General features: G+C 64.5%; 17 protein-coding genes. 4 read left to right on the top strand and 13 right to left on the bottom strand.

Going from position 1 to position 17,163, the window contains the following annotated elements; all coding sequences use genetic code 11:
- The first annotated feature begins 305 nt into the window (after window positions 1-305).
- The gene (locus tag IVB05_RS38475; protein WP_247781304.1) at window positions 306-773 is read left to right on the top strand and encodes a hypothetical protein; all 468 of its coding nucleotides are present in this window, start codon (window positions 306-308) and stop codon (window positions 771-773) included.
- A gap of 667 nt (window positions 774-1,440) precedes the next feature.
- Here IVB05_RS38475 and IVB05_RS38480 read toward each other — a convergent pair.
- From IVB05_RS38480 to IVB05_RS38515, 8 genes are all read right to left on the bottom strand, one after another.
- On the bottom strand, window positions 1,441-1,773 hold the full coding sequence (locus tag IVB05_RS38480; protein ID WP_247781305.1) for a hypothetical protein: 333 nt from the start codon (window positions 1,771-1,773) through the stop codon (window positions 1,441-1,443).
- A gap of 164 nt (window positions 1,774-1,937) precedes the next feature.
- Window positions 1,938-2,576 (bottom strand): cation transporter, encoded by a 639-nt coding sequence (locus IVB05_RS38485; protein ID WP_247781306.1) that lies wholly within the window; start codon window positions 2,574-2,576, stop codon window positions 1,938-1,940.
- Between the two features lie 28 nt (window positions 2,577-2,604).
- A complete protein-coding gene (locus IVB05_RS38490; RefSeq protein ID WP_247781307.1) occupies window positions 2,605-2,823 on the bottom strand; it encodes a GDCCVxC domain-containing (seleno)protein in 219 nt (72 codons plus the stop codon).
- A 30-nt stretch (window positions 2,824-2,853) separates the two neighbouring features.
- A complete protein-coding gene (locus tag IVB05_RS38495) occupies window positions 2,854-2,991 on the bottom strand; it encodes a hypothetical protein (protein ID WP_247787438.1) in 138 nt (45 codons plus the stop codon).
- A 57-nt stretch (window positions 2,992-3,048) separates the two neighbouring features.
- Entirely contained in the window at window positions 3,049-3,552 is a 504-nt protein-coding gene (locus IVB05_RS38500; RefSeq protein WP_247781308.1) for a hypothetical protein, read from the bottom strand.
- On the bottom strand, window positions 3,549-4,151 hold the full coding sequence (locus IVB05_RS38505; protein WP_247781309.1) for a permease: 603 nt from the start codon (window positions 4,149-4,151) through the stop codon (window positions 3,549-3,551). The genes IVB05_RS38500 and IVB05_RS38505 overlap by 4 nt, the downstream gene beginning before the upstream one ends.
- 138 nt (window positions 4,152-4,289) lie before the next feature.
- Window positions 4,290-4,664: a fluoride efflux transporter CrcB gene (crcB, locus tag IVB05_RS38510; RefSeq protein WP_247781310.1), complete on the bottom strand. Its 375-nt coding sequence runs from the start codon at window positions 4,662-4,664 to the stop codon at window positions 4,290-4,292.
- A 272-nt stretch (window positions 4,665-4,936) separates the two neighbouring features.
- Window positions 4,937-5,533, bottom strand: coding sequence for a superoxide dismutase (locus IVB05_RS38515; RefSeq protein WP_247781311.1), 597 nt, complete (start codon window positions 5,531-5,533; stop codon window positions 4,937-4,939).
- Between the two features lie 182 nt (window positions 5,534-5,715).
- On the opposite strand from IVB05_RS38515, the gene IVB05_RS38520 reads away from it, so the two are divergent.
- From IVB05_RS38520 to IVB05_RS38530, 3 genes are all read left to right on the top strand, one after another.
- Window positions 5,716-6,255 (top strand): GNAT family N-acetyltransferase, encoded by a 540-nt coding sequence (locus IVB05_RS38520; protein WP_247781312.1) that lies wholly within the window; start codon window positions 5,716-5,718, stop codon window positions 6,253-6,255.
- A gap of 86 nt (window positions 6,256-6,341) precedes the next feature.
- A complete protein-coding gene (locus tag IVB05_RS38525) occupies window positions 6,342-7,727 on the top strand; it encodes an MATE family efflux transporter (RefSeq protein WP_247781313.1) in 1,386 nt (461 codons plus the stop codon).
- Between the two features lie 75 nt (window positions 7,728-7,802).
- Complete coding sequence (locus IVB05_RS38530; RefSeq protein WP_247781314.1) at window positions 7,803-8,246, top strand: DUF2147 domain-containing protein; 444 nt, start codon at window positions 7,803-7,805, stop codon at window positions 8,244-8,246.
- Window positions 8,247-8,702: 456 nt separating this feature from the next.
- On the opposite strand, the gene IVB05_RS38535 is transcribed toward IVB05_RS38530, so the two are convergent.
- From IVB05_RS38535 to IVB05_RS38555, 5 genes are all read right to left on the bottom strand, one after another.
- Window positions 8,703-9,866 carry an IS110 family transposase gene (locus tag IVB05_RS38535; protein WP_256472886.1) on the bottom strand — a complete coding sequence of 388 codons (1,164 nt, stop codon included), beginning with the start codon at window positions 9,864-9,866 and terminating at the stop codon, window positions 8,703-8,705.
- Between the two features lie 88 nt (window positions 9,867-9,954).
- Window positions 9,955-11,109: a DUF3095 domain-containing protein gene (locus tag IVB05_RS38540; RefSeq protein WP_247781316.1), complete on the bottom strand. Its 1,155-nt coding sequence runs from the start codon at window positions 11,107-11,109 to the stop codon at window positions 9,955-9,957.
- Between the two features lie 77 nt (window positions 11,110-11,186).
- Window positions 11,187-13,058: a molecular chaperone HtpG gene (htpG, locus tag IVB05_RS38545; RefSeq protein WP_247787298.1), complete on the bottom strand. Its 1,872-nt coding sequence runs from the start codon at window positions 13,056-13,058 to the stop codon at window positions 11,187-11,189.
- A 96-nt stretch (window positions 13,059-13,154) separates the two neighbouring features.
- Window positions 13,155-15,167: an HlyD family type I secretion periplasmic adaptor subunit gene (locus IVB05_RS38550; RefSeq protein ID WP_247781317.1), complete on the bottom strand. Its 2,013-nt coding sequence runs from the start codon at window positions 15,165-15,167 to the stop codon at window positions 13,155-13,157.
- On the bottom strand, window positions 15,164-16,879 hold the full coding sequence (locus IVB05_RS38555) for a type I secretion system permease/ATPase (protein ID WP_247787300.1): 1,716 nt from the start codon (window positions 16,877-16,879) through the stop codon (window positions 15,164-15,166). The genes IVB05_RS38550 and IVB05_RS38555 overlap by 4 nt, the downstream gene beginning before the upstream one ends.
- Between the last annotated feature and the right edge of the window lie 284 nt (window positions 16,880-17,163).

Below are 17,163 nucleotides of genomic sequence, written 5' to 3' on the forward strand. Positions count from 1 at the left end.
GCGGCGTCAGAACCACACGACTTCGCCGTACGCGTCATGCCAGCCTCGTCAGTCATGGCTTCCGCGTCCACCGCATCCCACCGCGCGTTTCGTGACGATCGCGAGCCGCCCCTCTTGCCGGGTGGGACAGGTGCATGGATGAACTGATTTGCGAGGGAACAAAAGGGGAATATCTTTGCACCGGGTACTGGACCAAGCGCTGGCGTGATTTGCCCGACGGGCAACACAGGCTTTGGTAGGCCGGCCGGGACAGAAGCCGAGTCATCGCATGAACGCGGCGGCCAATTGAGGCGACCAATTCCCCGATGACCCAGAACTGCAAACCAGAGAAATGTCTGAGCGATCGATTTCGCGACAGGACCGGTGAATTCCTGGTCGAAACCCTGTCTCTGGCCATGGGTGTCTTGGCCGTTTACTGGTGCAAGCCGGAAGGCATGGTTGCCGGGATAATCATTTTCGGCGTTGCTTACTTCGTCACGGATTTCCTGCATCCGATATTCTGGGCACTATTGCCCACCCTTCTCAGCTTGCTCGGGGCTGTCATCGTTCTGCACACCATCTCCCTGGCATCTCAATCCGGAATCCCGGCAATGGTCGCTGCGATGTTCCTTCCGGTGGTTGCCCAAGCCTATTGGATTTGGGTCCAGGGGGCGGATACGGGCACCCTGTTTCACGCCCTGCCCCTGTTGTGTGCGGCATGGCTAATCCTGCTTGGTCTCTGGTTTCTTACGCGGACCATCTTCACCGACTGGCTTCCCCAGCAATCAAACTGAGAGACTGTCGAGGCTGGGTCCGCATCTGGAGCACGGAGGCGGCCTTAATTTCGAACGCCAATCGATGAGACCGTAGACCGGATCATCCGCATGCCAGCGTCGGTGTAACGGGCGCCGTTGAAGTTGACGTCAACGACCCACAAAACGAACAGAGCAACAAATGCGGCGGCAACAGCTTTCATAAACTGTTAACGATTGGGGTACGGCATGCGTTCCGCGGCCGCGATCACCTGCGGGGATGCTCCCGGCCCCTAGGGCATCGGGGATCGCCGATGAGTGATCCGAGCAACCCACGCATTGGCTTTTTCCCATTCAAGGAGAGAGGTTTCGAGACATTTATCCGCCGCGACCTGATCGTTCGGGTGTGCTTTTTGGCATCCCTCACGTTCCTTTGCCTCGTCAAAACGAGAACATCCGACCAAAAGCAATAGCGCGGCAATCGTCGACAGGTTTCTCACGATCCTCGTCCTACGTTGCGATAGCGTGGTCGTCACCGAGACGGGTCAGGTCTCGACAGGTCGAGATGAGACGGTGAGACGGATCAGTCGTGCGGGTTACCCTTGCAGCAGACATCACCGCGGTCACCAGTGCTTTGGCGGCGGCTGAACAACACAGGTGTTGGGCCAGGTCGCCATCATCGCAACCTGGCCCCACGTAAAAATAAACCCTACTGACAGACGTACATGATGCTGTCGCCGCCCTTGATGGCAGTACCGGGCGTGCAGCCAATGCCATTGCGCGCTGCGTAGTCAGGCCAGCCGGTGTAGCTGTACCCACGACCACTCCAGGGGCCACCGAAGTAGTAGGCCCTCACGGCGTACCAGGAGCCCGGCTCGACGTAGGCCGCCCTCGCGGCGTAACCACGGGTGATATAGACCCGCTTCTGCGCCTCGGCTTTATTGATCGACAGCGATATCCCGCCTTGATCGGACCAGCCAGGCGAAAACAACGCCGCACATGCGAACGTCGACGCAGCGATGGCCACCGCTCTCAAAGTCATTTTCATGCTCTACTCCATTGCTAATCCCCGCGGCTTAAACCGTGCTTTTGCCGGTGGCGCGCCCTTTGACATAGATCAAGCGCCCTGACCGTTCGGTTGGGGCTCTAGCCGCGGGTGCTGGGCGGTAGCGTTGCGCAATTCGCGGCACGATGTGAGGCCGCGGCCTAAGCCGTCGCTGCGGCCGGCTGCTTCAGTTCGGCCAGGGCGTGCCGCACGACGGCCACCGAGCCTTGCAGCGCAAGCACGGCCATAATCGCGGCGACGATAATGTCGGGCCAGCCGGTGCCGGTACCGAACACGCCAAGCGCAGCCAGCAACACAGCCAGATTGCCCAACACGTCATTGCGCGTGCAAATCCAGGCCGACCGCATGTTGGCGTCGCCCGTGCGGTGCCGCCACAACAGGTAAAAGGACAGCGCGTTGGCGGCCAGCGCGGCAAAGCCGACACTGCCCATGGTGATCGCCTGCGGCAGCGTCCCATGCAGGGCATGCCAGCCGGCGACGCCGATAACCCATAGCCCGAAAACGCCCATCGTGACGCCCTTGGCAAGCGCGGCGCCGGCCCGATAGCGCAAGGCCATGCCGACCACGAACAAGCTGATCGCGTAGTTCGCGGCGTCGCCCAGAAAGTCGAGCGCGTCGGCTTGGAGGGAGGCAGACCCCGCAGCCAGGCCCGCGCCGATTTCAACCAGGAACATCGCAGCATTGATGCCGAGCACGGCCCACAGGACGCGACGAAAGGCGCTCACGTCCTGGCGCGGGCCGAGGTTCAGGGGTGGTGGTGCGCAGCAGTGATCCGCCATGACTGGAAGATAGTCGCAGGCAGCAACGTTACACAATCACGCTGCAACACGCTCCCTTGCCGTCGATCTGGACCGGCGGGCACGGTATGGTTCCGTAAGAGCAGTAAACGCAGCAATCGCCCGGCCTGGGCTTGAGCCGGGTGCCGCAGTTCCGACAGTCGTAGAAGAACTGGCAGGCGTCTGTCGGCATGGTCTCGGTGGCCTGGTGCCCACACGCGGGACAGGTCAGTGTCGATTCAAGCTGCATGGCCTCAGACTGAACTAGGACACCCCAAATTCACAACCCATGCTTTGCCCAGACGGCGCGGACCTCTTCATCCGTCGCGAACTCACCCTTCGCGGCTTCGGCGAGCGAAGCATCGAGGTCGGCGGCTTCCTCAGGCGTGAGCTCATAGGGTTCGAGCAAGCGGGTCATGCTGCAAACATAGTGCTCCCAGCATCTCTTAGGAAGCCTTGTGGTCCGTCTCTCAGCTCACGGCTTCCCGATCACCATCGCGATCGCCGCTGCCAGGAACGGAAACGGCACCGAGACCGCCGCGCGAAACCAGACGAACCGGGCCGGCATGAACGGGATTTCCCACAAGATCATGCGCTGGAAGGCGAACAGCGCCCAAGCGACGACATAGGCGATCACCTGCGGCGGGCCGCCGCCGACTTTCAGCGCCACCGCGCCGATCGAGAAACCGACCACGGGGCCGCCGGGGGTTGCGGCGCCGGCGATCACTGCGGTCAACACGCCGAACCAGCCGCTGTCCGGCCCGAGCCAGCCGGTGATGACTTCCGGCGGGATGACGGCGGCGATGTAGCCCGAGCCGATCACGCCGAGCGCGATGCGCGGCACGATGTTGATGAAGTCCATGCTGCCTTCGCGCACCGACGACACCAGCACGACGCGCCCGCGCTGCCAGGCCATGAAGCCGAGCACGGCGACCGAGCCCCACAGGGTGATGTCGATGATCAGCGCGGAGAGGGTCATGACGGCGGCTCCGGCTCGCCCTTCGGGTACATCCGCACGAAGACGAAGCGGCCGAGCGCGCCGGCCAGCACCGGGATCGGCAGCGAGATCACGATCCGCCACAGCGTGAACTCCGTGCCGAGAATCGGCAATTCCCAGGCGACCGCGCGGCCGTAGCCGATCAGCGTCCAGCTCACGACCATGGCGATGGTGGCGCCGAAATCGGCGCCGACGGTCAAAAGCGCCGCCGCCACCGGATAGGCGGTGAAGGGACCGCCGGGCAGGATCGCGCCGAACGCCGTTCCGATCAAAAGTCCCTTCAGGCCCGAGTTCGGCCCCAGCGCTCGCGATACTTTGTCGTGCGGCAGAATTTCCGCGATGAAGCCGCCGAGCAGGCAGCCGGCCAGCACGCGCGGCATGATTTCCCCGAACAGCCAGAGATCATGCGTGAGGATTTTTAGCACGCCATCAACGCCGTCGCGCCGCCAGACCAGCGCGGCGCAGACCACGACCAGCGCGCCGATCACGATCATCGACCAGCCCACCGGCTTGCGGGCGCGCCGGGGCTTCGGCTCGGCGTCATCGGCAGGCGCCGGGTCTTTTATCTGATGTTCTGACAAGGGCGATGGGTTCGGCGGGTGATGCTATTTCGTCCCTGCTTAGTCCCGCCATGGTGGCGACGCAACGATAGCCATGCGCATCTCAGGCATGCCCATGCGAGGGCGTCACGCGGCCCTGCCCGCCCGCGGGCCATTCGTTCAGGTGAACTGGCGGACCAGCGCAAGGCCGGCAAACAGCCCGGCAATCGAGAGCACGACCGAGCCAACGACATAAAGCGCCGCAAGGCCAAGTTCGCCGCGCTCGTAGAGCAGCGCTGCATCGAGCGAGTAGGCCGAAAACGTCGTGTAGCCGCCGAGGATGCCGGTCATCAAAAACAGCCGCCAGGGCTGCGACGCCTCGCCCTTGAAGGCGAGATAGCCCGCGATCAGCCCCATCACGGTCGAGCCCGTGACGTTGATGATGAAGGTGCCCCAGGGAAATCCGGTGCCGAGAATGCGGGCGCAGGTGAGGTTGATGAGATGGCGCAGCGTCGCGCCAAGGCCGCCACCGACAAAGACCAGCAGATAGCTCATCGCAGCATTTTTCCACGTAGCAAAGGCACCCGGCATGCCGCTTGTGCCGGATGGCAGCGATCCCTGCAAGGATCGGGACGGCGCCGGCGAACGAATAAGGGCGGCAGCCGCACGACCACCGCCCTTCGAACTCTTATCCGCTGTCATTCCGGGGCAGCCCCGCAGGGCTGAGCCCGGAATCCATTTCACGGCAGGCACGCGGCCCGATCGATTCTACGATGTGCAATTGCACATCGTAGCTCGCGCTACGCGCGCCCCGGAATGACGGAGTGTCACACCTTGCCGAACAGCTCGTCGACATAGTCCCAGTTGATCAGACTATCGCAGAACGCCTTCAGATAGTCGGGACGGCGGTTGCGATAGTCGATGTAGTAGGAGTGCTCCCAGACGTCGCAGCCGAGAATGGGCGTTGCGCCATGGACCAGCGGGCTTTCGCCGTTCGCGGTCTTGGAGATTTCGAGCTTGCCGTTCTTGACCGACAGCCAGCACCAGCCGGAGCCGAACTGACCGACGCCGGCGGCGGCGAAATCGGCCTTGAACTTGTCAAGACCGCCGAGGTCCTCGGTGATCTTCTTTTCCAGACGGCCGGGCAGCTTGCTGCCGCCGCCATTCGGCTTCATCCAGTTCCAAAAATGCAGATGGTTGTAGTGCTGGCCGGCATTGTTGAACACGGCCGGATTCTTGCCAAACGAACCCTTGACGATCTCCTCCAGGGACTTGCCTTCGAATTCGGTCCCCTTGATCGCGTTGTTTCCGTTGGTCACGTAAGCCTGGTGATGCTTGTCGTGGTGGTATTCCAGCGTTTCCTTGGACATGTGGGGCGCAAGGGCGTCGTGGGAATAGGGAAGATTGGGCAGCGTGAAGGTCATGGGGTGATGTCCGAACTGATGGGAGACGTGGTCTGGTCTAACGGGAACCGTTATAGAAGGTTCCATTGCGCATAAACACCGCAATTTGGCAAGAACGCGCAAGGTTCTGGGTAACGCCCCTCCGCGTCCAGCGTATGACGGATATGGCGCCCATGCGGATTTGGCGCCGATGAGGGAACGAAATGAGCATCGAGATCGACGTCCTGAACGGGGACGCATCATGGCCACGGGCCGAACCGCTGATGCAGGCGGTCTGGCCGGCGCATGTGGTCGAAAAGTTGTCGTGGGGTCACGTCAAATGGGCCCACGCCGACCTGCGCGTACTGATCGACGCACCGGAGGACGGGCTTAAGCCGGGTCTCGCCTGCCATGTCGGCATTTTCTTCCGTGACGCGACCTGGGACGGGCGCAAGGTTCATATCGGCGGCATCGGCGGCGTTTCGACGCGGGCGGATTGCCGGGGACGCGGCTACGCCTCGCTGGCGCTGAACGCCGCCATCAGGACCCTACGCGATCACGAGGCGGTGCGGTTTGCGATGCTGTTCTGCGAGCCGCACAATGAAGCATTCTATGAAGCGCGCGGCTGGCATCGCTTCCAGGGCGAGGTCTATGCCGAACAGCCGGAGGGGCGGGTGCGTTTCGAGGCGATGGCGCCGTTCGTGTTCGATTTCACCCGCAAGCCGCGCGACGGCGTCATCGACCTATGCGGCCTGCCGTGGTGACCCCTGCACCGGGCGCGGGTGGCTTGCACGGAGCCGGCCGGATAATATGTCATCCATAATCTATTCATTTGGATGACCGGTGACGCATGACCATGGACGCCCAGCTCGACATGCGCCCCACCGCCGCGGCTCCATCAGCGTCGGCCAACGGCCTGCTCACCTCGCCGATCCTGCCGACGCTGCTAAAGCTCACGCTGCCCAATGCGATCGCCATGGCCGGCACGACGCTGGTTGCGGTGGCCGAGACCTCCTATATCGGCCGGCTCGGCACCGAGCCGCTCGCCGGCATCGCGCTGGTATTTCCCTTCGTCATGCTGACGCAAATGATGTCGGCGGGCGCGATGGGCGGCGGCGTGTCCTCGGCGATCAGCCGTGCCATCGGCGCGGGCGATCGCGACCGCGCAGCTGATCTGGCGCTGCATGCTGCGATGATCGGCGCCTGCGCCGGAATCTTTTTCACCGCGATGATGCTGATTTTCGGCCGCGCATTTTACACGCTGCTCGGCGGGCGCGGCGGCGTGATCGATCAGGCCATGCAATATTCGCACGTGCTGTTCTCCGGCGCGATCGCGATCTGGCTGGTGAACACGCTGGCCTCGGTGGTGCGCGGCACCGGCGACATGCGGATTCCATCGGTGACCCTGATCGGCACCGCGCTGGTCCAGATCACCGTTGGCGGCGCGCTGGGCCTTGGGCTGTTCGGCCTGCCGAAATTCGGCATGAGCGGCGTCGCCGCGGGCCAGCTTGCAGCTTTCACGCTGGGGGCGGTGTTCCTGGCCTGCTACCTCATCAGCGGCCGCAGCCGGCTGACGCTGAACTTCGCAGGCTTCAAATTCCAGCGCGACATGTTCTTCGACATTCTCAAGGTCGGCGCGGTGTCCTGCCTGTCGCCGCTGCAAACCGTGCTGACGGTGCTGATCTTCACCAAAATCCTGGCCGGCTATGGCACCGAGACGCTGGCCGGCTATGGCATGGGCTCGCGGCTGGAATTTCTGCTGACGCCGATCGCGTTCGCCTTCGGCGTCGCCTCGGTGCCGATGGTCGGCATGGCGATGGGCGCGGGGCTGGTGACGCGCGCGCGGCAGGTGGCGTGGATCGCGGGAGCCGCAGCCGGCATCACCGTGGGCGCCATCGGGCTGATCGTCGCAGCGATGCCGTCGCTCTGGATTTCGCTGTTCACCAGCGATCCCGGCGTCACCGCCGCGGCTTCTTCCTATCTCGTCTGGGCCGGCCCGGCGTTCGCCTTTTTCGGGATGGGCGTCTGCCTCTATTTCTCTTCGCAGGGGGCAGCAAAGGTCGGCGGTCCCGTGATTGCCGGCACCGCGCGATTGCTGATCGTCGGCATCGGCGGCTGGTGGCTGGCCTCAATGGGCGCGCCGGCATGGACATTGTTCGCGCTGGTCGGCGCGGCGATGGTCGTGTACGGCCTCGGTACGGCGTTGTCGATCCGCCTCACCCGCTGGAGCAAATGATCGCCTTCGCGCAATCCGACGTTGCACAAATCTGATTTGTTGCTATGCAGGCCTGCTTTTTTGGGGAAATGATTCATGGCTTGCAGACCGGCTTTCATCATCGCGATCTCGGCGGCACTGCTGGCCGCGCCGTCCGCCTACGCGCAAGGCGCCGGCGAGCCGACCGGCGTCTGGCTGACCCAGGCCGGCGACGCGCGGGTGAAAGTCAGCAAATGCGGCGGCGGCATCTGCGGCGTGATCGTCGGCCTCAAAGAGCCGGTCGATCCCGCTACCGGCAACCCCCAGGTCGATGACAAGAATCCGAACCCGGCGCTGAAGAAGCGGCCGATGATCGGCCTGCCGCTGTTCAGCGGCATGCAGCCGGTAGCGCCCAACAAATGGTCGGGCCAGATCTACAACGCCGATGACGGCGGCACCTACGCGAGCAGCGTCTCGGTGACGGGGACCGATACGCTGAAAGTCGAAGGCTGCGTCGGCGCACTCTGCGGCGGCGAAAACTGGACGCGGGTGGGACGGTAGTAGCGATCTCGATGGCCGTAGGGTGGGCAAAGCGAAGCGTGCCCACCATTCATTCGGGTGGTGTCGGATAGATGGTGGGCACGGCGCAAGTGCGCCTTTGCCCACCCTCATATGAGGCCTTTTGAGTCAAGCATCCCAACCGAGGCTTGGATGTAATTTTTTGCATTCGGTGGAGCGGCGGCGCGCGGAGCCATGCGTAGCGCAGCGTGCCGCCGCGGTCGGTGCGCTCAGGAACTGGCTTCCGGCGATTTATGCAGCAGCTCACTGCATCACCTCATATCCGGTCGGGCGGTTGCAGCCCGGTACCCACATTCCGCATGCTTGCGGCGAGGAAGCCACAGGGATGAGACCCATCTACGAAGCGGCCTGTTGATTTGGCCCAAGGGTGGCACGGTCATCATCCATTCCGCGCTGACCGCGGCCGATGCCGCGACGCTGACGCGTTGCTTGAAACGTTTACGGCTTCGCGGCCTTGAGCAGGGCTCCTTCGGGGACCAGGCCAGTTGTGAGGTAGCGCCAGAGCGCCACCATCAGCTTGCGCGCCAGGGCCACGATGGCGATGCGCTTGTTGCGCTTGCTGGCATTGTTGTGGGTGCGGCTGCGGAACCATCGGGTGAGCGCACTCTCCGGCTGATGCCGCAGCCACAGCCAGGAAAGTTCGATCGCGGCGCAGCGGGCGCGCGGATTGCCTGCCTTGCTGATGCCCTGGTCGCGGTCGATTCCGCCGCTCTGCCATGGGCTGGGCGTCAGCCCGAAATAGCTCGCGACCTCACGCCGGTTGCGGAAATCCTTGTAGAACACCTCGCTGGCCAGCGTCGTCGCGAACGCCGGGCCGAGGCATTTGAGCCGGAGCAATAGTTCGCTGCGCTCTGCCATCTGAACCGCCGCAGGTGCCGGATCCGCTTGAGCCGACGCCTGTGCGAGCGCCTCGAGCTGTTCGCGTACCAGCATCAGCCGCGCGTGCTCGTACTTGATCTCCGCCAGCATCTGCCGTGGCACCGCCTGGCCCTGCCAATCCCGCTGCGCCGCCAGCCAGTTCAGCCAGTCGCGCCGGCGCGGGTTCCCGACCGCCATGCCCAACAGCCGCAGCAGCGCCTTGATCCGGCTGGTGTGAGCGGTCTGTTCCTTGATCAGCCGGCCGCGTTCGCGGCTGGCGCGGCGGGCGTCCTCTTGCTCCGGCGCTGGTACCTGAACGATCCGTACCACCCGCGGCTCACCGCGCAGATACGCCATCAGCGTCCGCAGCATCTTCTCGCCATCGATCCGGTCGGTCTTCACCCGTCGCGCCCGTTGATCAACCGCAATGCTCGCAGGGTCAAACACGTAGTTCGTGATCCCGGCCGCCATCAGAAGCCGGTGCAGCCAGAACCCATCGTAGCCCGCTTCGTAGCAGCTCACCACCGCCGGAATGGCTCCCAGCGCCCGAGCCGCCCGGTCGCGCTCCCGACCGACCAACGCCAACAGCTCGGCATGATCGCCCCCCTCCAGCCTATGGCGGGACATCTTACCTTTGTCCGGGCTGTGCAGCGTCACCAGCCAGCTCTTCTGACTCAGTTCGATTGCAACGAAAATTGTGCCACAATGCTCAACGGTGGGCGTGGCTACGGTCGATGCTTGCATCTGACTCTCCGATGGTTCGAGTGTGGAAACCCAAACCTACCGGAAAGGCCACGCTCACCGCCCCATGGAATCTACGAATCACCGCAAATCACGCCGCCATCGCCTTCAGCGCTGACGCCGCCGAGGCATAGCCGCCGCGGGCGCCGTCGATGAAGTGGACGTGATCGCTGCGCATCACCGATGGCGTGAAGCAGGTCATCATCGCCGCGTCCTGCCGGTGCAGGCCGTAGCGCACCACCCTTGCTGAAGCCGCGTTGGCCAGAATCTCCGCCAGCGCGCGCTCCAGTTCCTCCGTGCAATCGAGGATCATCCGCAGGCCGTCGTCATATTTGCGGAAGTCGGAATTCTCCACCACCTGCTGCACGTAATTCTTCGGCACGAAATTGCCGACCTTGATGCCGAACCGCATCACGACATAGGCCCACAGCGTCACCGCGAGCACGACGGTGCGCCGCTTCAACAGCGGCCCGCCACGCGCGGCGCGCGCTTCATACTCCACGCCGGCCGGCGGCCAGCGCAGCGGCGGCCCGCCCGGCGGCACCGGCCGCCCGGCATCCGGAGACTGTTCGACCAGCCTGATGATGTCCTCGATCACCTTGCGGAAGGCGAGCGGATCGGCGCCCCTGGCCGGCACCACCAGCACCGACAGAATGAGCCCGCGCGTGGAAGGAATTTCCTCGAACCGGCAAGACAATCCAGACAGATCGGGCTGCGTACCCGGCGCTGCCGCCGGCACCGCAAACTCGCCCCGCTTCATCGCGGCATCCGCCCAGCCAAGCCCGCCGCCGGAAAACATCGCATAGGACAGATTGGCCGACGGGCCGAAGCGGGCCACCTTGATATCGAGACCCTGCGCGCGGATGTCCCTGACCGGCACCAGCGCCACCCGCATCAGCAGATCGAGATCTTGGCTGACCCATGCCGCCGTCGCCGCGAGCGCCTCGCGGGCGCGCGCGAGGTCGCCGGGCGACACCGCGAAGCTGGCGCCATCGCCGCCGAACACGAACGGAAATTCGCGCCCGTCAAGCGCGTTGGTGACGGCGGCAATCACGGCGGCACCCGCCATGTTGACCGCCTTGTAGCGCTGGTTCGCGATCGCCCTGGTCGATTCCACGATGTCGGCGACGCCGACGGTCCAGTCATCCGGCAGCGGCGAATACATCGCCGGGTCCATCAGGCTGCCAAAGCCGCGAAAGACCGGGATCGCGCCGTAGAAAATGTCGGTGCCGTCAGGCGTCGTCATGGCGATGAAGGCCCCCCGGGGTTTCAGCTTTCCAGCAGATACGGTCGATTTTAAAATCCGGTTCGCGACAGATCGTCCTACCCCTTTGCCAGCCCCCGCAGCACCAGCGCATTGAGCCGGTTGGCGAACGCCGCCGGGTCTTCCGGCAACTCGCCGTCGAGGATCTGCGCCTGCTCCAGCAGCAGGAACGACAGGTCCTTGCCCGCCTCCTTGTCGCCGGCGATCGCCGCGACCACGGGATGGCGCATGTTGATCTCCAGGATCGGCTTGGTGGCGGGCGCCTTGTTCTGCATCGCCAAGAGCCGCTCGAGCATGCGGTCATGCGCGTCGCCGCCGGCGACCAGGCATGACGCGCTCGAGGTCAGCCGCTGCGAGGCGCGAACGTCGGAGACGCGCTCGCCGAGCGCGTCCTTGATCAGCGCGATCGTCGTGGCCTCGTCGGCGCCAGCCTCGTCCTTCTTGTCCTCCGCCTTGTCATCCAGCAGCGGGATCAGGACGAAATCGATATCGCCCTGGCTCAGCGACTTCAGCGGCTTGCCGCCGAAATCGAGCGGCGCCGAGGTCCAGAATGCATCGACCGGATCGGTGAGCAGCAATACCTCGATGCCGCGCGCGGTCGCGGACTCCAGTTTCGGGTTCGCCTTCAGCCGTTCGATGCTGTCGCCGGTCAGGTAATAGATGTCGGTCTGGTTCGGCTTGAGGTCCTCGACATATTGCTTGAGCGAGCGCTTCTCGCCCGTGGTCGTGGTGAAGCGCGACAAGCCCAACAATTTCTCGCGGCGCTCAAAGTCCTCCCAGATGCCTTCCTTGATCACGGGGCCGAACGCGTCCCAGATTTTGGCGAACGCTTCCGGCTCCTTTTCGCCGAGGTTTTCCAGCTCCGATATCACGCGGCCGGTGACGGCTTTGCGGATCTGCGCGAGTTGCGGATTGTTCTGCAGCATCTCTCTGGAGATGTTGAGCGGCAAATCCTCGCTGTCGATCACGCCGCGGATGAAGCGCAAATAAGCCGGCAGGACATCGGCGTCGTCGGCGATGAAGACGCGGCGGACATAGAGCTTGACCTTGCCCTTGCGCGCCTGGTCGAACAGATCGAACGGCTTCGTCGATGGTGCGAACAGCAGCACCGCATAGGACTGCCGACCTTCGGCGCGATAATGCAGCGTCATCGCCGGATCGTCGAACGCGCCGGCGATCTGCTGGTAGGCCTGCTTGTAGTCCTCCGGCGAGAGCTCCGATTTCGGCCGCTGCCACAGCGCGCTGGCCGAATTGATCTGGCGCGGCTCGCCCTCCTCCGGCACGAGTTCGATCGGAAACTGAATGTTGTCGGACCAGGCGCGGACGATGCGCTCGATCTCGTGAGCTTCGACATATTTCGCTGCGTCCTTCTTCAGGTGCAGGACGATCTCGGTGCCGCGCGTGACGCGAGCCGCATCCTCCTCGCTGGCCGGCGCAATTTCAAACCCGCTCCCCCCCGAGGACGACCAGACAAAAACCTCATCCGAACCGGCGCGGCGGCTGGTGACGACGATGCGATCGGCAACCATGAACGCCGCATAGAAGCCGACTCCGAACTGGCCGATCAGATTGGTGCCGTCCTTGGCCTCGGTCAGGCGGGAGAGAAAGGATTTCGTGCCTGATCGTGCGATGGTGCCGAGATTGTCGATCAGCTCCTGCCGGTCCATGCCGATGCCGCTGTCGACAACGGAAAGCGTATCGGCCGCCTTGTTCGGCACGATGCGGATCCTGGGCGGCGCACCGTCGGCGATCAGCTCGGGCGCCGATATCGCCTCATAGCGCAGCTTGTCGCAGGCGTCGGACGCGTTCGAAATCAGCTCGCGCAGGAAGATGTCGGTCTCCGAATAGACCGAGTGCACCATCAGGTTCAGAAGTTCGGCAACCTCGGCCTGGAACGGCTGGGATTCGGGGGCAGTGGTAGTGGTCATCAGGGGCTCGCAGGGAACAGGGCCAAAGCAAAGCCCTGATATAGCGATACCATCTGGAGTGGCAAGATTTAGCCTCGCTGCAACCCGGTATTGCCCCCCTCACCGCTCGACAAAAGCGCGCTGGAACTGATCCAGGATCGGCTTGAACAGATAGCTGAGCATGGTCCGGCTGCCGGTCTGCATGAACACTTCCGCGGGCATGCCCGAGGAGAGTTGCAGCCCGGCCAGCCGCCGGCGCTCTTCTTCCGGCAGCATGATCCGGACCGTGAAATAGGACGTGTTGGTCTGCTGGTCGCGGGTGGTGTCGGGCGAGACATACGACACCTGACCGATCAACTGCGGCGTCACCCGCTGGTTGAAGGCCGAGAAGCGGACAAAAGCCTGCTGGCCTTTCCGCACCTGGTCGATGTCATTCGGCTGCAACCGCGCCTCGATCTGCAGATCGTCGGAATCCGGCACCACCTCCATGACGGCGTCGCCGGCGCGAATGACGCCACCGATGGTGTGCGCGGTCAGCTGATGGATCACACCCGACGTCGGCGCGCGCATCTCGATCCGCTCGAGGACGTCGCGCGCTGCGACACTTCGTTCGCTGAGTTCGGCTTCCTTGCCCTGCGCCTCGCCGAGCTCCTTGACGACTTCCGTCCGCACATCCTGGTCGAGCCTGACCATCTGAAGCTTCGCCTCGTCGACCTTGGTTCTGGTCTCGGCGATGGTTGAGATCAACTGGCCACGTTCACCTTCGATTCTGGCGCTCTCGCGCTGCAAGGCCGTGAGCCGCGCGATCGGCACGAGACGCTTGTCGAAGAGCTCCTGCACTCCCGTGAGCTCGCCCGTGATCAGGTCCAGTTGCTTGACCTTGGACGCGACCTGCGCCTCCAGGCCCACGATCTCCTCGCCAAGCTGCGATACCTTGCTCTTGAGCAGCTCCTTTTGACTCTCTCGGGCCGTCACCCGCGCCCTGAACAGCGACGCCTCCGAAGCAAGCAGCGTCTTGACATTGTTGTCTTCCAGCCGGGCCGACATTTCCGGCGGGATCGCCGGCCGGGGCAGACCGTCGCGCTCGGCGACCAGCCGCGCGATCTTCGCCCGGAATTCGTCGAGTTGCTTGCTGACCACCTGAAGGCTGGCCTGCGCCTGCGTCGCGTCCAGCCGCAGCAGCAGATCGCCGGCGTTGATCCGCATGCCGTTATGGACCGGGATCTGCGCGACCACGCCGCCGGTCGGATGCTGGATGGTCTTGACGTTGGACTGCACCACCAGATTGCCCGGCACCACGACGGCGCCCGACAACGGCACCAGCGTCATCCAGCCGCCTGCCAGCCCGCCGACGACGAGCAGCGCCCGCAAGCCGGTGCGCAGTTCGCCCTCAAAGGCGCGCGCCGCCCGGACGACGATGCTTTCGCCGGGCGCGCCCGCCACATCCGTCGATCCATCGCGATTGGCAAGAAAGGCGACGCCAGCGGTCAGGCTGTTGCGGACGACCCCGGTCACGGAACGATCGCGCGGCACCGGGCCCGCCGGGCTCGGCGGCGCCAATTGGGGAGCCTCGATGCGCGGCGGCAGCCGTGTGTCCTCGATCGACAAAACCTCCGGCCGCGACCTCGGCATGTTCATGAGCGACGGATCGTCGGGCGCGATCATCGGACCGCGTGCCTGCCGTTCATTCCGCCAGGAATTGCTTGAGGGAGCATTGTTTGCCGGAGCATTACCCGCCGGGCCACGCGCGCTGCCCGCCGGTGGCGGGGTCATGAACTGCGGCTCACGCGTGACGCGTCCGCGACGTGGCGCCGGAGGCTCGGCATCAAAGCCGTCGGACTGGGATCCAAAGGGGCCGAGCCAATCCAGCACCCGTCCCATCTTGCCTTTCTTTTTCGACCGCTTCGGCCGGGCCTGGCGCGAACGCCGCGCGCCCGGACCTGATTCGTCATTCGCCGGGCGGCGAAGCGGCGGCCGCTGGTCCTGCAGATTGTCGTGCTCGAAAGCCTGCCGCAATCGCTGCAGTTCGAGGATCAGCGCCTGGCCTTGCGGCGCCGCGACGTCCTCATCCGTCCCGCCGATCCGGTGGCGCGCAACTCTTTCATCGGCATGCACGTGATCAAAACTCTTCATGATGAAACACTCTCGGCAAGTGATGCGCGCTGTTCTGCCTTGGCCTGCGGCGGCGGCTGCGGCGATCCCGGCGGCGCCTTGCCGCCAGCGTTTCGGACGCGCGCGAACACTTCTGCGCTCGGGCCGAACGCGATCGCCTTGCCTTCGTAGAGCACCATCGTCATATCAAGCGCGGAGAGCGCGCTCGGGCGATGCGAGATGACGACGACGATGGATTTGTTCTGGCGCATGATCCCGATGGCGCGCGTCAAGGCGTTCTCGCCGTCGGCATCCAGATTGGCGTTGGGCTCATCGAGCACGAGCAGGAACGGATCACCGAACACCGCCCGCGCCAGGCCAACCCGCTGCTTCTGGCCAGCCGACAGCGACATGCCGCCCTGCCCTATTCGCGTCGCGTAGCCCTCCGGCAGCCGCAGGATGATGTCGTGGACACCCGCGATCTGCGCGGCCTTCAGGATGGCGTCGGAGGTCGCGTGTTCGTCGAAGCGGCAGATGTTCTCCGCCACGGTGCCGTCGAACAGGCCGACATCCTGCGGGAGATAGCCGATATGCCGGCCGAGATCCTCGTTGCGCCATTGATCGAGCGCCGCGCCGTCGAGCCGCACGGCACCCCGATGCGCCGGCCAGATTCCAACCAGCGCCTTCGAGAGCGAGGTCTTGCCCGACGCGCTCGCGCCCAATAGCGCCAGTCCCGCGCCGGCCTTGAGCGAAAACGTGACACCCGACACGATCGGCATGTCGAATCCGGGTGCTGCCACCGCGAGATTCTGCACGGACAATTCGCGGCAGGGGCGCGGCAACATGACCGGCGGCGCCGGCGGCGGCGCGGTCGCCTTGCAGATGTCGCGCAGACGCGTGAGGCCCTGGCGGGCGGCGGCCAGTTGCTTCCAGGTGCCGAGCGCGATTTCGACGGGCGCGAGCGCGCGCCCCATCAGGATCGAGGACGCGATCATGATGCCGCCCGACGCCTTGTCGGCGATGACGAGATAGGCGCCTATGGCCAGCATTCCCGATTGCAGGATGTAGCGCAGCACCTTCGCGGCCGAGCCGAGATTGGCATAGACGTCGGTCGCGCGGATGTTTTCCTGCAGGTAGCGCTCGTTGGCTTGCGACCAGCGCGCCGTCAACCGATCCGTCATGCCGAGGGCGCGCACGATTTCCGCGTTGCGCTGCGTCGCATCCGCCAGCACCTGCCGCTGCGCGTTCAAGTCCATCGCCGCCTTGGTCGCGCCGCGCGAGATCCGCTCGGTCACCAATGTCATGGCAACGATCGCCGCGGTGCCAAGCAGCGCCGTGAAGCCGATCAGCGGGTGAAACAGAAACAGCCCGATCAGAAAGACCGGGATCCACGGCATGTCCAGGAACGCCGTCGGCCCCATGCCCGACATGAAGGTGCGCACCTGATCGAGATCGCGCAGCGGCTGCTGCATCAGGACCGGCTTCACCCCGCGCAGCGGCAAGGTGGCGAGCGCCGAATGGATCGACCCCTGCAGCGCGCCATCGAACAGCGTTGCGATGCGGCAAAGCATCCGCGACCGCATCGCATCGAAATATCCCTGCACCAGGTAGGCGATCAGCACCATCAGGGACAGGCCGAACAGGGTCGCGAGGTTACGGCTCGGAATCACCCGATCGTACACCTGCAACATATAAAGGGACCCCGACAGCATCAGGATGTTGATGACGCCGCTGAAGACGGCAACGCCGATCAAGCGGCGCGCGCTCGCGCGCATCGCGGTCGCGACGGGATCGTCGGCAGCCAGCGTCGACAACAGGCCGGAAATTGCGCGGGGCGTCGGCGCTGCCCGCGCTCGGCCGTGTGCCTGCCCCTGAGCGATACTCATTGAACTGCCCTTCGACCCATCGACCGGGTCTCCCTGCAAGTCTCCTTGACGCGCGATGCAGACCATTTTTCGGCGAGAATGCGACGAATGCCGATTGTTCAAGTTCGCTCGTGGGTAGAACGGTGGCAAAGGCCTCGTTGTCGCTTATCCAG

Origin of the sequence: Bradyrhizobium sp. 170 (assembly GCF_023101085.1) — a bacterium.
GTDB lineage: Bacteria > Pseudomonadota > Alphaproteobacteria > Rhizobiales > Xanthobacteraceae > Bradyrhizobium.